Origin of the sequence: Pseudomonas oryzihabitans (assembly GCF_032027545.1) — a bacterium.
GTDB classification, from domain to species: Bacteria; Pseudomonadota; Gammaproteobacteria; order Pseudomonadales; family Pseudomonadaceae; genus Chryseomonas; species Chryseomonas oryzihabitans_F.
Window position 1 is genome coordinate 150,211 of sequence record NZ_JAVSJB010000002.1, and the last position, 15,568, is coordinate 165,778.

Consider the following 15,568-nt stretch of genomic DNA (forward strand, 5'->3'; position numbering starts at 1 on the left):
GAGCGCGCCATGCCCCAGGTCGATTCGGAGCTGTTCGACGCCGGCCAGTTTCAGGCTGAGCTTTCACTGAAAGCCAGCCCTATCGCGGCCTTCAAGAAATTCATCCGTTCCGCGAACGCCACCCTCGATGAGCGCTTCCTGGCGGGCCGCAGCGTGCGGCGGCTGGTCGAGGATCGTGCCTGGTTCATCGACCAGATGCTGGCCGCGGCCTGGAATCGCTTCGACTGGCCGGGCGACGGCATCGCCTTGCTTGCCGTCGGTGGTTACGGCCGGGGTGAATTGCATCCGCACTCCGATATCGACCTGCTGATCCTGCTGGCCGAGGAGGAGCAGGAGCGCTTCCGTGACTCCATCGAAGGCTTCCTGACCCTCCTGTGGGACGTCGGCTTGGCCGTCGGGCAGAGCGTGAGATCCTTGCGTGAATGCACGACCGAAGCCCTGGCCGATCTGACGGTGATCACCAACCTGATGGAAAGCCGCACCCTGGCCGGCCCCGAGCAGCTGCGGCAGGCGATGCTGGCCGCCACCAGCGTGGAGCACCTCTGGCCCGGTCGCGCCTTCTATCTGGCCAAGCGCGCCGAGCAGAGCGCGCGCCATGCCAAGTACAACGACACCGAATACAACCTCGAGCCCAACGTCAAGGGCTCGCCCGGCGGCCTGCGCGACATCCAGACAATACTGTGGATCGCTCGTCGCCAGTTCGGCACCCTCAACCTGCAGGCCCTGGTCGGCCAGGGTTTCCTGACCGAGAGCGAGTGCAGCCTGCTGATCTCGGCCCAGGAATACCTGTGGAAGGTGCGCTATGCCCTGCATATGCTGGCGGGGCGGCCGGAGGACCGACTGCTGTTCGACCACCAGCGGCGGATCGCCAACCTGCTCGGCTACGAGGACAACGATGCCAAGCTGGCGGTGGAGCGCTTCATGCAGAAGTACTACCGCGTGGTGATGGACGTCTCCCAGCTGAGCGACGTGGTGATGCAGCACTTCGAGGAAGTGAACCTGCGCGACGAGCAGGCGCCCAACGCGGTGACCCCGCTCAACAACAGATTCCAGATACGTAACGGCTACCTCGAGGTAATCCATCCGCAGGTTTTCCTGCGTACGCCGTTCGCCCTGATGGAGCTGTTCGTCCTGCTGGCGCAGAATCCCGAGATCAAGGGCCCCAGCGCCGGCACCATCCGCCTGCTGCGCGACAGCCGCCATCTGATCGATGACGCCTTCCGCCAGGACATCCGCAACACCAGTCTGTTCATCGAGCTGCTCAAGAGCGAATCCGGCATCCATCGCAACCTGCGGCGGATGAATCGCTATGGACTGCTGGGACTCTACCTGCCCGAATTCGGCCAGATCGTCGGCCAGATGCAGCACGACCTCTTCCACATCTATACGGTCGACGCCCACACGCTCAACCTCATCAAGCACCTGCGCAAGATGAGCTACGACGTGCTGGTCGAAAAGTATCCGCTGGCGACCCGGGTGATCCACAAGCTGCCCAAGCCCGAGCTGATCTACATCGCCGGGCTCTATCACGACATCGCCAAGGGGCGCGGCGGCGACCACTCGGAGCTCGGTGCCGAAGATGTGGAAGCCTTCGGTCGTCGCCATCAGTTGCCCGACTGGGACACCCGCCTGGTCAGCTGGCTGGTGCGCAACCACCTGGTGATGTCGACCACCGCCCAGCGCAAGGACCTGTCCGATCCACAGGTGATCCACGATTTCGCCCTCACCGTCGGCGATCACACGCACCTGGACTATCTGTACGTCCTGACCGTGGCCGACATCACCGCGACCAATCCCTCGCTGTGGAACTCCTGGCGCGCCACCCTGCTTCGCCAGCTCTACACCGAGACCAAGCGCGCCCTACGTCGCGGCCTGGAGAACCCGGTCAATCGCGAGGAGCAGATCCGCAGCACCCAGCAGTCGGCCCTGGATACCCTGATGCGCCGTGGCATCGATGCGGATGATGCCGAGCAGCTGTGGTCGCAGTTGGGCGATGCCTACTTCCTGCGCCACACCGCCCTGGACGTCGCCTGGCATACCGAGGCCATCCTCGGCCATGGCGATGTGACCGAGCCACTGGTGCTGATCCGGGAGACCACCCAGCGCGACTCCGAAGGCGGCACCCAGATCTTCATCTATGCCGCCGACCAGCATGACTTCTTCGCGGTGACCGTGGCGGTGATGGACCAGCTCAACCTGAATATTCAGGATGCGCGCATCATCACCTCCACCAGCCAGTTCACCCTGGACACCTACATCGTGCTGGACACCGATGGCGGCTCCATCGGCAACAATCCCGCCCGTATCGCGCAGATTCGCGCTGGCCTGATCGAAGCGCTGAAGCACCCCGAGGAATACCCGAGCATCATAAACCGGCGCGTCACGCGGCAGCTCAAGCATTTCGCCTTCTCCCCCCAGGTGAACATCTATACCGAGACCGCCCGCTCGGCCAGCCTGATCGAGCTGACGGCGCCGGACCGACCCGGCCTGCTGGCCCGGGTGGGACGCATCTTCCTGGACTTCGACCTTTCGGTACTCAATGCCAAGATCGCCACCCTTGGCGAGCGCGTGGAGGACGTCTTCTACGTCACCGACGCGAACGGCCGACCACTGTCGGACCCGCAACTGTGCACCGCCCTGCAACAGGCGCTGATCAAGCAGTTGAGCGAGCCGGACAGCCAGGTACCGCTCTCCCGCATCAGCATCTAGCGCCTCGAACGAAGGACCACCCGACGATGAACCCCACCCTCGACCTGCTGCATCCCTACCCGTTCGAGAAGCTCCGCGCCCTGCTCGCCGGCGTCACCCCACCGGCCTCGATCAGAGCCATCCCGCTGTCGATCGGCGAGCCCAAGCATCCGGCGCCCGCCTTCGTCGCCGAAGCGCTGACGGCGAATCTGGATCAGTTGGCGGTCTATCCCACCACCCTTGGCATCGCCGACCTGCGCGAGGCCATCGCGTCATGGGCCAGCCAGCGTTTCGCCGTCCCGGTGGACTGGCTCGACCCGGCGCGCCACGTGCTGCCGGTGACCGGCACCCGGGAAGCGCTGTTTTCCTTCACCCAGGCGGTGGTGGATCGCAGCAAGGGCGGCCTGGTACTGAGCCCCAATCCCTTCTACCAGATCTATGAAGGGGCCGCCCTGCTGGCCGGCGCCGAGCCCTACTACCTGCCCTGCCTGGCGGACAACGGCTTCAACCCCGACTTCGACAGCGTGCCGGATGACGTCTGGCAGCGCTGCCAGCTCCTGTTCCTCTGCTCCCCCGGCAACCCCACCGGCGCCTTGCTGCCCCTGGAGACACAGAAGAAGCTCATCGCCCTGGCCGATCGCCACGACTTCGTCATCGCCGCCGACGAATGCTACAGCGAACTCTATTTCGACGAAGGCAACCCGCCGCCTGGGCTGCTCACCGCCTGCGCCGAATTGGGTCGCAGCGATTTCGCCCGCTGCGTGGTCTTCCATAGCCTGTCCAAGCGTTCCAACCTGCCAGGCATGAGATCGGGCTTCGTCGCTGGCGATGCCGCCATCCTCAAGCGCTTCCTGCTGTATCGCACCTACCACGGCTGCGCCATGCCGGTGCAGGTACAGAAGGCCAGCGCCGTGGCCTGGCGCGACGAAGCCCATGTGCGCGAGAACCGCGAACTCTACCGGCAGAAATTCGCTGCCGTGCTGGATATCCTGCAGGGCAGCCTGGAAGTGTCCCTGCCCGATGGCGGCTTCTATCTCTGGGCGAAGACCCCGGGCGATGACGAAAGCTTCGCCCGCGAGCTGTTCGCCACCGAGCATGTCACGGTCGTGCCAGGCTCCTACCTGTCGCGCGAAGTGGCTGGCACCAATCCCGGCGCCGGTCGGGTGCGAATGGCCCTGGTCGCCCCCCTGGCCGAGTGCGTGGAAGCAGCGGAGCGTATCCGCCGCTTCTGCCGCCGCTAGCGATTGCCCTGATCGCGCATCAGCGCGGTCTCCTGGATGTCCAGCTCGCGCAGGAATTCGTTGACCACCAGGTCGTCGATCACCCCGGCGATACGCAGCCGATAGAGTTCGCGGCGCTGGGCGCGAATGGCGAGCAGGCGCAGCTCGCCATCCAGGCTATCCCTCAGGCGAGCCAGGGAACGGGCATCCTCGCTGTCATCGGCGGAACTCAGCTCGTCGCGGAACTCGGCGATGATGCCGGCCTTGATCTCGGCCTGCAGCGCCGCCCGCGCCGGCTCGTCGGCATCGTTCGATTCCACGTCTTCCAGCGCTGCGATGGCGGCCCGGGCGGCGCTGATTCGCACCTCGCAACGCTCCCGCTCCAACAGGTCGTTGGACTGCTCCGGCAAGCGCGCCAGCAGCAGCGGAATACCGATGCTCGCCACCACCAGTGACAGCAGGATCACGCCCGCGGCGATGAACACCAGGATGTCGCGCAGGGGAAAGGGCGCGCCATCCGAGAGCATCAGCGGCAGCGACAGCACACCGGCCAGGGTCACGGCGCCGCGTACCCCGCTGAGCGAGGCGATGGCGGCGATCAGGCGTGGATCGCCCGCAATGGTGATGGAGCCGCTGCCAGGCTGGGTCAGGTGCCAATAGCCGAGGATGACCCCGAAGCGAATGGCCATGATCACCCCGTAGGCACCCAGCACATAGAGCGTCAGCCAGCCCGCGGCCGGCCAGAGCGCCTGGGAGGCCGGCAGCGCGGCCGCCAGGATGTCGGGCAGTTGTAGACCCAGGATCAGGAACACCAGGCCGTTGAAAGCGAACTCCACCAGCCCCCAGACGCTGTGGTTGAGCAGGCGGGTGGCGGTCTGCCGCGGCAGCAGGTCGACCCGACTCTGCATCATGCCGGCGGCCACCGCGGAGAGGATGCCCGAGACGCCCAGGCGTTCCGCCAATACATAGGCGGCGAACGGCAGCAGCAGCATGAAGACCACATGGGGCGCGGCATCGCTCCAGCCGCGGCTGATCACCATCCAGGCCCGGGCCCGCCCCACCAGCCAACTGAGCACGGCGCCCACCAAGGCACCACCCACCGCGACGACGACGAAATTCAGGCTGGCCTCGCTCAACGAGAAGACGCCGGTCAGGGCCGCGGCTACGGCGAACTTGAAGGTCACCAGGCCGGAGGCATCGTTGAGCAGCGCCTCGCCCTGGATGACGTGCAGCAGCGAGCTGGGCAGCCGTCCGCGGACGATGCTGGACACTGCCACGGCATCGGTGGGCGAGAGCACCGCTGCCAGGGCGAAGGCCACTGCCCAGGGCAGTTTGAGCATCCAGTGCAGGAACCAGCCGGCGCCCAGGACGGTGAGGAACACCAGGCCGAAGGCAAGGACTAAGATGGGCCGCCGCAGCCGCCAGAATTCCCGCTTGGGCATGCGCCAGCCATCGGAGAACAGCAGTGGCGGGATGAACAGCAACAGGAACAACTCGGGGTCCAGGGCGACATGCAGCCCTAGGGTGGGCCAGGCGAGCAAGGCACCGGCCACCACCTGGATCAGGGGGAGCGGAATGGGAATGAGGTGGGCGCTGAGGCGGGTAGCACCCACCATCAGCAGCAGGATCAAGGCGGTATAGAGAATCTGCACGGCTGTCTCGCGGTCAGGGTACCGGTGGCGGTACCTAATACAGGAGATGCGCCCCGGGGCCACGGGGACACGTCGACCTCGAGTTGTTGGGACTGATCTTCCCTCATTTGGTTTTACCCAAACTTTACCCGAACCGGCCTAGGCGTTTCGCCGCCATTGCGGTCTGATAGACATGCCCGGTTTCATTTCCCCGGGTCGCAGGAGAATGATCATGCTACGTCGCATCACTCAAGTCGTGGTGCTCGCCAGTTGCCTCGCCCTCGCTGGCCAGGCGTCCGCCCATGGCCGTGGCGCCGGGCCTGCCTTTCTCGGCGCAGTGGTCGGCGCGGTGGTCGGTGGCGCCATCGTTTCCAATTCCTACGCCCGGGAGCCGGTCTATGTCCAGGGACCGCCCCCGCCACCCCCGCCGCGCGTGGTCTACTACGAGCCGGCGCCGGTCTATGAATACCGCGTAGTGGAGCCGCGCCCCGTGTACTACGGTCCGCCGCCCGGCGCCTATTACTACGGCCCGCCGCGCTGGTAAGCACTCAATAAAAAACCCGCCATCTGGCGGGTTTTTTATTGCCTGACCGACCTAGATCACCTGGCGGCGGCGCAGGACGTCGAGGATCTGCTGGACGCCCTCCTCTACCGACAGCTGCTCGGTATCGATCACCAGATCAGCGTCTTCCGGCGCATCGTAGGCGAAGGAGATGCCAGGAATGTTATCGCCCCCTGCAGCATAGAGCCCCTGCGGATCACGCTCGGCGCAGGCGGTTGGCGACGCCTTGACGTGCACGGTCAACAGGCGCTCGGCACCGATCAGTACCTGGGCCTGGGCCCGGCCTTCAGCATCCGGGGCGACGAAGGCGGCCAGGGCGATCAGACCCGCCTCGTTGAACTGCCGGGCCACCTGGGCGGCACGCAACCAATTCTCGCGACGACCGGCGCGATCCTGCGGCAGCCCCTTGTTCAGGTCATGGCGCAGATTCTGACCGTCCAGCACGAAGACCGCACGACCGGCATCGAACAGCCGGCGCTCCAGAGCATAGGCCAGAGTGGTCTTGCCGGCACCGGAGAGACCGGTGAAGAGCACGGTACTGGGCTGCTGGCCGAAACGTGCAGCCCGTTCGCTGGTGCCAACGTGCAGCTGGTGCGCGCCCTGGCCATGCCCACCCGTGCCTACCGGCTCGGCGATGATCATGCCGGCACCGACGGTGCCATTGGTCAAGCGGTCGATAACGATGAAGGCGCCGGTGGTGCGGTTGACGCCGTAGCCATCCAGGGCGATGGAGGCATCCAGGGCCACCCTGACCCGGGCGATCTCGTTGAGCTTGAGTTCGCTGGCGGCGCCGTGCTCCAAGGTGTTGACGTCCACCGTATGGACGATGCTCGGCAGCGAACCGGGCACGTAGCTGGTGGCGCGCTTGATGTCGTACTTCTTGCCCGGCCGCATGGGCTCCTCGGCCATCCACACCAGCATGGCTTCGAAGCCGTCGGTCACCTGGGGACGGTTGTCGGCGTGCACCAGAACATCGCCGCGGGAGATGTCGATCTCGTCCTCTAGCGTCAGGGTCACCGCCTGGCCAGGGCCGGCCTGTTCCAGTTCACCGTCGTAGGTGACGATGGACTTGACCCGGCTGCCCTTGCCCGAGGGCAGGACCACCACCGCATCGCCCTTGGTGACCACGCCCGAGGCCAGGGTCCCGGCGAAGCCGCGGAAGTTGAGGTTGGGACGATTGACGTACTGCACCGGAAAGCGCAGGTCGTCCAGATTACGATCCGCGGCGATTTCCACGGTCTCGAGGATTTCCATCAGCGGCTTGCCGCTGTACCAGGGCGTCTGCTCGCTGCGATTCACCACGTTGTCGCCCTTGAGCGCCGACATGGGCACGAAATGGATGTCCTTGGCGCTCAGGTCGATGCGCTGGGCGAAGGCCAGGTAGTCGTCCTTGATGCGCTCGAACACGGCTTCGTCGAAACCCAGCAGGTCCATCTTGTTGACGGCGACCACGATGTGCTTGATGCCCAGCAGCGAGGCGATGTAGCTGTGGCGGCGGGTCTGGGTCTGGATGCCGTAGCGGGCATCGACCAGGATGATCGCCAGGTCGCAGGTGGAAGCCCCGGTGGCCATGTTGCGGGTGTACTGCTCATGGCCGGGGGTGTCGGCGATGATGAACTTGCGCTTGGCGGTGGAGAAGTAGCGGTAGGCCACGTCGATGGTGATGCCCTGCTCGCGCTCGGCCTGCAGGCCGTCCACCAGCAGCGCCAGGTCGACCTCCTCGCCGGTGGTGCCCACCTTCTTGGAATCGCGGGTGATGGCTTCCAGATGATCCTCGTAGATCATCTTGGAGTCGTGCAGCAGACGCCCGATCAGGGTGCTCTTGCCGTCGTCGACGTTGCCGCAGGTGAGGAAGCGCAGCAGCTCCTTGCGTTCGTGCTGCGCGAGGTAGGCCAGGATGTCCTGGCCGATCAGATCGGATTGGTGCGACATCTTAGAAATACCCCTGACGTTTCTTCTCTTCCATGGACCCGGCGCCATCGTGGTCGATGACCCGGCCCTGGCGTTCGGAGGTGCGGGTGAGCAGCATCTCCTGGATGATGTCCGTCAGCGTGGTCGCCTGGGACTCCACCGCGCCGGTCAGGGGGTAGCAGCCAAGGGTACGGAAGCGCACCTGGCGCTTGTGGATGCGCGCCTTCTCCTCGGGCGAGAGGTGCTCGAGGATACGGTCGTCGTCGATCATGAGCAGGGTGCCGTTCTTCTCGATCACCTCGCGCTCGGCGGCGAAGTACAGCGGCACGATCGGGATGCCTTCGAGGTAGATGTACTGCCAGATGTCCAGCTCGGTCCAGTTGGACAGCGGGAACACCCGGATCGACTCGCCCTTGTTGGTCTTGCCGTTGTAGATGTTCCACAACTCGGGACGCTGGTTCTTCGGGTCCCAGCGGTGCTTGCTGTCGCGGAAGGAGTAGACGCGCTCCTTGGCACGGGACTTCTCTTCGTCGCGGCGGGCACCACCGAAGGCGGCGTCGAAACCGTACTTGTCCAGCGCCTGCTTGAGGCCCTGGGTCTTCATGATGTCGGTGTGCTTGGCGCTGCCATGGGTGAAGGGATTGATACCCTGGGCGACCCCTTCCGGATTCTTGTGCACCAGCAGGTCGAGGCCCATGTCGGCGACCATGCGGTCGCGGAATTCGTACATGGCCTGGAATTTCCAGCCGGTGTCCACGTGGAGTACCGGGAATGGCAGCTTGCCGGGAAAGAAGGCCTTGCGGGCCAGGTGCAGCATCACGGCCGAGTCCTTGCCGATGGAATACAGCATGACCGGATTGTCGAACTCGGCGGCCACTTCACGGATGATGTGGATGCTTTCCGCCTCAAGTTGTTTGAGGTGCGTCTGTTTGTCGAGCATGGCTACTCACGATTGCAGAAAGGTGGCCTAAGAGGTGTCCGTTGCGGCATCCAGTTGCCTGGATGCATCCGGACGGGGCGGGCCGTGGACGAACCTCAACCTTACCATAGGCTACGGTTATGGCTTGCCGACCCATTTAGAACCAGAAGTTCTATGCTTATGACGCTCAGGCGGGGTTGTCGCAGTCGATGAAGCGATGCTCTATCCCCAGTTGCGCCGCCAGGTAGTCGCCCAGCGCCTGCACGCCATAGCGCTCCGTCGCATGGTGGCCGGCGGCGAAGAAGCTCACGCCGTTCTCCCGGGCGCTGTGTACCGTCTGCTCGGAGACCTCGCCGGTCAGGTAGGCGTCCACGCCGGCGGCGATGGCCTGGTCGATGTAACCCTGGGCACCGCCGGTACACCAGGCCAGCCGCCGGATCGACCGCCCCCCGTCGACCACCAGGGGGGCGCGCTGCAGGACCGTGGCGACCTGGCGGGCGAAGGCCTCGGCGGACAGCGGCTGGGCCAGCTCGCCCTGCCAGATCAGATTCTTGGCATCGCCCGGTAGTGGCTCGATCTGCTGCAGCCCGAGACGCCGCCCCAGCTGGACATTGTTGCCCACCTCGACATGGACATCCAGCGGCAGGTGGTAGGCCAGCAGGCTGATATCGTGGCTGAGCAGCGTCTTGATCCGCCGGTGCTTCATGCCGATGATCCGGGCATCCTCGTTTTTCCAGAAATAGCCGTGATGCACCAGGATGGCATCGGCCCCGGCGGCTACGGCGGCGTCCAGCAGTTGCTGGGAGGCGGTCACGCCAGTGACCAGCAGCCGGATCGGGGCACGGCCCTGGACCTGCAGGCCATTGGGGCAATAATCCTGGATGCGGGCGCTCTCCAGGTAGCGATCGGCAGTCATCACCAGTTCATCAAGGGACAGGGTCACGCGCGGATACCTCCTCGTCGAGGGCGTCGCGCCGGGTTCCCAGGGCCGCGCCGCTCCTTATAATGCCCGCCAGCTTATCCGCCATGTCCCGGGCGGACAAATTCAAGGATGTGACCGATGTACAAGGCTTTGCGGTATCTCGGCTGGCCCGTGGTGTGCGGCGTGCTGGTGGCGATCCTGATCATCCAGCGCTATCCACAGTGGCTGGGCCTGCCCGCCAGTCAGGCGCGGCTCGAATCCGCTCAACCATCCTCCGGTGCCCGCCAGCAGGGACCGGTCTCCTATGCCGACGCGGCCAGTCGCGCCGCGCCGGCCGTGGTGTCCCTGCGCTCGACCAAGGCCGTCAAACGCCCGCAATCCGACTCGGCAAAACCCGAGCGCCCCGGCGCGGCCAAGCCCGCCGAAGAGCTCAGTCTCGGTTCGGCCGTGCTGATGAGCCACGACGGCTACCTGCTGACCAACAACCACGTGACGCTGGACGCCGAGTCCATCGTGGTGGCCCTGGCCGACGGTCGCCAGACCCTGGCCAAGCTGATCGGCAACGACCCGGCCACGGATCTCGCGGTACTCAAGATCGACCTGCCCAACCTGCCGGCCATTTCGGTGGGTGACTCCACCGCCATCCGCATCGGCGACGTGGTGCTGGCCATCGGCAACCCCTTCGGCGTCGGCCAGACCGTGACCATGGGCATCATCAGCGCCACCGGGCGTAATCAGCTGGGCCTCAACACCTACGAGGATTTCATCCAGACCGACGCGGCGATCAACCTGGGCAATTCGGGCGGTGCCCTGGTGGATGCCAACGGCAACCTGATCGGCATCAACACCGCCATCCTCTCCGGTGGTTCCCAGGGCATCGGCTTCGCCATCCCGATCAAGCTGGCGCTGGACGTCATGCAGTCGATCATCCAGCACGGCCAGGTCATCCGCGGCTGGCTGGGCGTGGCGGTGGAGGTCATCACACCCGAGTTGGTGAAGACCTACGGGCTCAAGGTCGATCAGGGCATCGTGGTGACCGACATCGACCCGGAGGGACCGGCGCACAAGGCCGGTCTGCGTTCGGGTGACGTGCTGTTGCGGCTAGCGGGTCAGCCGGTGAAGGACGGGCGCCTGGCGATGAACCAGATCGCCCGCAAGCAACCGGGTGACAGCATCGCCATCGAGGTGCTGCGCCAGGACAAGACCCTGCAGCTCAAGGCCGGCGTTGGCCTGCGCCCGCTCATGGAGAAGGCGCGCTAGCCGCGCGCTACTTTTACAAAGTATCGAGGGCCGCGATCAGCGCCTGGTTCTGCACCGGGGTGCCGATGGTGATACGCAGGAAATCGGCGATGCGCTCCGGGCGGCTGAAGTGGCGGACGATGACGCCGTGCTCGCGCAGCCCCGCCGCCAGCGCCGCACCACCCTTCTGCACGTGGCGGGCGAAGATGAAGTTGGCGGCCGAGGGCAGCACCTCGAAGCCGCGCTCCAGCAGCGCGCTCACCAGCCCTTCCCGACTCTCGATCACCTGGCGGCAGGTCTCGTCGAAATAGGCGCGATCCTCGAAGGCGGCCACCGCACCGGCCAGGGCGAGGCGGTCCAGGGGGTAGGAGTTGAAGCTGTTCTTGATCCGCTCCAGCGCTTCCATCAAAGGTGCCTGCCCCATCGCCAGGCCCACGCGCAAACCGGCCAGGGAACGCGACTTGGACAGCGTCTGGGTCACCACCAGGTTGGGATGGCGGCCGATCAGAGCGACCGCCGATTCGGCACCGAAGTCGACATAGGCCTCGTCCACCACCACCACGGAACTGGGATTGCCAGCCAGAACGCGCTCGATGGCGTCCAGCGCCAGGGCGCTACCGGTGGGCGCATTGGGATTGGGGAAGATGATGCCACCATTGGGCTGCAGATAGTCTTCCGGGACGATCTGGAAATCCTCGTCCAGCGCCGGCGTCTCGAAGGCTATGTCGTAGAGACCGCAGTACACCGGATAGAAGCTGTAGCTGATGTCCGGGAAGAGGATCGGCCGGCCGTGGCCGAACAGGCCCAGGAAGATGTGCGCCAGGACTTCGTCCGAACCGTTGCCGACGAAGACCTGGTCGCTCTGGATACCGTAGTAGCGGGCGACGGCGTCCTTGAGCGCCTGGCCGTTGGGATCGGGATAGAGGCGCAGGTCGTCGGTCGCCGCGGCACGGATGGCCTCCAACGCCCGCGGCGAGGGGCCGTAGGGATTTTCGTTGGTGTTGAGCTTGACCAGGTTGGTCAGCTTGGGCTGCTCACCCGGCACATAGGGCACCAGGTTCTTGACGAAGGGACTCCAGAGTTCGCTCATGCTCACTGCTCCTCTTGAATGCGGTATTCGGCGCTGCGGGCGTGGGCGGTCAAGGACTCGCCACGCGCCAGTACCGAAGCGACTCGACCCAGCGCCGAGGCGCCGCTGGCCGAGCAGTGGATGATCGACGAGCGCTTCTGGAAGTCGTACACACCCAGGGGCGAGGAGAAGCGCGCGGTACCCGAGGTGGGCAGCACGTGGTTCGGGCCGGCGCAATAGTCGCCCAGGGCCTCGGCGGTGTAGCGCCCCATGAAGATGGCACCGGCATGGCGGATCCTGGGTAGCCATTGCTCTGGCTCGGCGACGGACAGCTCCAGGTGCTCGGGGGCGATGCGATTGGCCACCTCGATGGCCTGGGCCATGTCGGTGACCTGGATCAGGGCACCGCGGCCTTCCAGGGAGGCGCGGATGATGTCGGCGCGCTCCATCTCCGGCAGCAGCCGGGCGATGCTGGCCGCCACGGCGTCGAGGAAGGCGGCGTCCGGGCTGACCAGGATGGCCTGGGCGTCTTCGTCGTGCTCGGCCTGGGAAAACAGGTCCATGGCGATCCAGTCGGGATCGGTCTGGCCGTCGCAGACCACCAGGATTTCGGATGGGCCGGCGATCATGTCGATGCCGACCTTGCCGAAGACATGGCGCTTGGCGGTGGCGACATAGATGTTGCCGGGACCGACGATCTTGTCCACCGGCGGTACGCTCTCGGTGCCATAGGCCAGGGCGGCCACGGCCTGGGCGCCACCGATGGTGAAGACGCGGTCGACGCCGGCCAGGGCGGCGGCCGCCAGCACCAGCTCGTTGACCTCGCCGCGCGGCGTAGGCACCACCATGACCACCTCGGGTACACCGGCGACCTTGGCCGGGATGGCGTTCATCAGTACCGAGGAGGGATAGGAGGCCTTGCCGCCGGGTACATAGAGACCAGCACGATCCAGCGGAGTGACCTGCTGGCCGAGCACGGTACCGTCGGCTTCTTGGTATTGCCAGGAGTCCTGGCGCTGCTTCTCGTGATAGCGGCGGACTCGCTCGGCTGCGGCCTCCAGTGCGATGCGCTGCTCCGGCGTGATGCGGGTCAGGGCTTCTTCGAGGCGCGCGCGCGGCAGGATGAGATCGCTCATGACCGTCGCCTGGACGCCGTCGAAGCGGCGGGTGTATTCGAGCAGCGCGGCGTCGCCCTGATGGCGCACGTCGGCGATGATCGCCAGGACCCGCTGATTGATATCGGCGTCGGACACCCCTTCCCAGCTCAGCAGATGATCCAGATGCTCGGCGAAATCCGGAGCGGCGGCGACGAGTCGGCGGATGGCGAGCGGAGCGGTCATGGCGGGTCCTCTTCAGGATGAGCGAAAGGGGCGCCCGAGAGTAACAGCCGGCTCCGTGTGGGCGCCCGACAATTTGGCTATGGCACGGATAGGCGAAGCTGGAGGGACCAAATCAGCCTGGGCCGGATTCAGTATGCCGGCCAGGACTCAGGCTCTCAGGCGCCGCGCGCCTCGACGGCGTGGCGCAGAGTCTCGATGAGGGCCTGGATGCGGCCATGCTGCATCTTCATCGAGGCCTTGTTGACGATCAAGCGCGAGCTGATGTGGGCGATCAGCTCCTGGGGTTCGAGACCATTCGCCTTGAGGGTGTTGCCGGTGTCGACCACGTCGATGATCTTGTCGGCCAGCCCCACCAGCGGTGCCAGCTCCATGGAGCCGTACAGCTTGATGATGTCGACCTGGCGACCCTGCTCGGCATAGTAGCGCTTGGCGACGTTGACGAACTTGGTCGCCACCCGCAGCCGGCCACGTGGCACCGGAGCACCCACGGCACCCGCGGTCATCAGCTTACAGCGGGCAATGCGCAGGTCCAGGGGCTCGTAGAGACCATCGCCACCGTACTCCATCAGCACGTCCTTGCCGGCCACCCCCAGGTCCGCGGCGCCATGCTCCACGTAGGTGGGCACGTCGGTGGCGCGGACGATGAGCAGACGCACATCCTCCTGGGTGGTCGGGATGATGAGCTTGCGGCTCTTGTCCGGATTCTCGGTCGGCGCGATCCCCGCCGCCGCCAGCAGCGGCAGGGTGTCGTCGAGGATACGGCCCTTGGACAGGGCGATGGTCAGCATCGGAGGTCCTTACTTGGGCGTACGGCGGATCTTGGCGCCGAGCAGCTGGAATTTCTCCTCGATGCATTCGTAGCCGCGGTCGATGTGGTAGATGCGATCGATCAGGGTATCGCCCTCTGCCACCAGGGCCGCGATGACCAGGCTCGCCGAGGCGCGCAGGTCGGTCGCCATGACCGGGGCGGCCTTGAGGCTGGGCACACCGGTGACGATGGCGGCATTGCCTTCGATGACGATGTTGGCGCCCATGCGCACCATCTCGTGCACGTGCATGAAGCGGTTCTCGAAGATGGTTTCCACCACGGTACCGGTGCCTTCGGCGACGGCGTTCATGGAAATGAACTGCGCCTGCATGTCGGTGGGGAACGCCGGGTAAGGCGCCGTGCGGATGTTCACCGCGCGGGGGCGATTGCCCTTCATGTCCAGTTCGATCCAGTTGCTGCCGGTGGCGATGTGGGCACCTGCCTCTTCCAGCTTGGCCAGCACGGCTTCGAGAATGGTCGGATCGGTGTCCTTGAGCTTGACGCGACCGCGGGTAGCCGCAGCGGCCACCAGGTAGCTGCCGGTCTCGATGCGGTCGGGGAGCACTGAGTAGGTGGCGCCGCCGAGGCGCTCGACGCCTTCCACGGTAATGGTATCGGTGCCAGCGCCCTTGATGTTGGCACCCATGGCGATCAGGCAGTTGGCCAGATCCACCACTTCGGGCTCACGGGCGGCGTTCTGGATGACGCTGCGACCCTTGGCCAGGGTGGCGGCCATCAGCACGTTCTCGGTACCGGTCACGCTGACGGTATCGAAATAGTAGTGGGCACCGCGCAGACCGCCGGCCGGGGCCTTGGCCTTGATGTAGCCGCCTTCGACGGTGATCTTCGCGCCCATGGCTTCCAGGCCGCGCAGGTGCAGGTCGACCGGACGCGAACCGATGGCGCAACCGCCGGGCAAGGCGACTTCCGCTTCGCCGAAACGGGCGACCATCGGACCCAGTACCAGGATGGAGGCACGCATGGTCTTGACCAGTTCGTAAGGCGCGACCAGCGTCTTGATGCTGGAGGCATCGACCTCGACATTGAGCTTCTCGCCAATGATGGGCTGGACGCCCATGCGGCCGAACAGCTCGATCATGGTGGTGATGTCATGCAGGTGCGGCAGGTTGGCGACGGTCACCGGGGTATCGGCGAGCAGGGTCGCAGCCAGGATCGGCAGGGCGGAGTTCTTGGCCCCGGAAATGCGAATTTCACCGTTCAGGCTATTGCCGCCGGTAATGATCAGTTTGTCCATAGCG

The 15,568-nt window shown here is 65.5% G+C and carries 12 protein-coding genes; 4 read left to right on the top strand and 8 right to left on the bottom strand.

The window, feature by feature from the left end; all coding sequences use genetic code 11:
* Positions 1 to 9 precede the first annotated feature (9 nt).
* Both RND78_RS03255 and dapC read left to right on the top strand, forming a co-directional pair.
* The gene (locus tag RND78_RS03255; RefSeq protein ID WP_312726025.1) at positions 10 to 2,709 is read left to right on the top strand and encodes a [protein-PII] uridylyltransferase; all 2,700 of its coding nucleotides are present in this window, start codon (positions 10 to 12) and stop codon (positions 2,707 to 2,709) included.
* 26 nt (positions 2,710 to 2,735) lie between these two features.
* Complete coding sequence (gene dapC / locus RND78_RS03260) at positions 2,736 to 3,929, top strand: succinyldiaminopimelate transaminase (RefSeq protein ID WP_312726027.1); 1,194 nt, start codon at positions 2,736 to 2,738, stop codon at positions 3,927 to 3,929.
* Here the strand turns inward: dapC and RND78_RS03265 are convergent.
* Positions 3,926 to 5,560 carry a Na+/H+ antiporter gene (locus RND78_RS03265; protein ID WP_312726028.1) on the bottom strand — a complete coding sequence of 545 codons (1,635 nt, stop codon included), beginning with the start codon at positions 5,558 to 5,560 and terminating at the stop codon, positions 3,926 to 3,928. The genes dapC and RND78_RS03265 overlap by 4 nt on opposite strands.
* A 211-nt stretch (positions 5,561 to 5,771) precedes the next feature.
* Here RND78_RS03265 and RND78_RS03270 point away from each other — a divergent pair, with 211 nt between their 5' ends.
* Complete coding sequence (locus RND78_RS03270; protein WP_312726030.1) at positions 5,772 to 6,083, top strand: hypothetical protein; 312 nt, start codon at positions 5,772 to 5,774, stop codon at positions 6,081 to 6,083.
* A gap of 51 nt (positions 6,084 to 6,134) precedes the next feature.
* Here RND78_RS03270 and cysN read toward each other — a convergent pair whose 3' ends face one another.
* From cysN to RND78_RS03285, 3 genes are all read right to left on the bottom strand, one after another.
* Entirely contained in the window at positions 6,135 to 8,033 is a 1,899-nt protein-coding gene (gene cysN / locus RND78_RS03275; RefSeq protein WP_312726031.1) for a sulfate adenylyltransferase subunit CysN, read from the bottom strand.
* A gap of 1 nt (position 8,034) precedes the next feature.
* Positions 8,035 to 8,952 carry a sulfate adenylyltransferase subunit CysD gene (gene cysD / locus RND78_RS03280; RefSeq protein WP_007159501.1) on the bottom strand — a complete coding sequence of 306 codons (918 nt, stop codon included), beginning with the start codon at positions 8,950 to 8,952 and terminating at the stop codon, positions 8,035 to 8,037.
* A 166-nt stretch (positions 8,953 to 9,118) separates the two neighbouring features.
* A complete protein-coding gene (locus tag RND78_RS03285; RefSeq protein WP_312726033.1) occupies positions 9,119 to 9,874 on the bottom strand; it encodes a Nif3-like dinuclear metal center hexameric protein in 756 nt (251 codons plus the stop codon).
* Between the two features lie 117 nt (positions 9,875 to 9,991).
* Here RND78_RS03285 and RND78_RS03290 point away from each other — a divergent pair, with 117 nt between their 5' ends.
* Positions 9,992 to 11,113 carry a trypsin-like peptidase domain-containing protein gene (locus RND78_RS03290; protein WP_312726034.1) on the top strand — a complete coding sequence of 374 codons (1,122 nt, stop codon included), beginning with the start codon at positions 9,992 to 9,994 and terminating at the stop codon, positions 11,111 to 11,113.
* A 13-nt stretch (positions 11,114 to 11,126) separates the two neighbouring features.
* Here RND78_RS03290 and hisC read toward each other — a convergent pair whose 3' ends face one another.
* The 4 genes from hisC to murA all read right to left on the bottom strand — a co-directional run bounded on the left by hisC (position 11,127) and on the right by murA (position 15,564).
* The gene (hisC, locus tag RND78_RS03295; RefSeq protein ID WP_312726036.1) at positions 11,127 to 12,182 is read right to left on the bottom strand and encodes a histidinol-phosphate transaminase; all 1,056 of its coding nucleotides are present in this window, start codon (positions 12,180 to 12,182) and stop codon (positions 11,127 to 11,129) included.
* 2 nt (positions 12,183 to 12,184) lie between these two features.
* Positions 12,185 to 13,501, bottom strand: coding sequence for a histidinol dehydrogenase (hisD, locus tag RND78_RS03300; protein ID WP_312726038.1), 1,317 nt, complete (start codon positions 13,499 to 13,501; stop codon positions 12,185 to 12,187).
* A gap of 155 nt (positions 13,502 to 13,656) precedes the next feature.
* Positions 13,657 to 14,289 (bottom strand): ATP phosphoribosyltransferase, encoded by a 633-nt coding sequence (hisG, locus tag RND78_RS03305; protein WP_312726040.1) that lies wholly within the window; start codon positions 14,287 to 14,289, stop codon positions 13,657 to 13,659.
* A 9-nt stretch (positions 14,290 to 14,298) separates the two neighbouring features.
* The gene (gene murA / locus RND78_RS03310; RefSeq protein ID WP_312726041.1) at positions 14,299 to 15,564 is read right to left on the bottom strand and encodes a UDP-N-acetylglucosamine 1-carboxyvinyltransferase; all 1,266 of its coding nucleotides are present in this window, start codon (positions 15,562 to 15,564) and stop codon (positions 14,299 to 14,301) included.
* Positions 15,565 to 15,568: the final 4 nt, after the last annotated feature.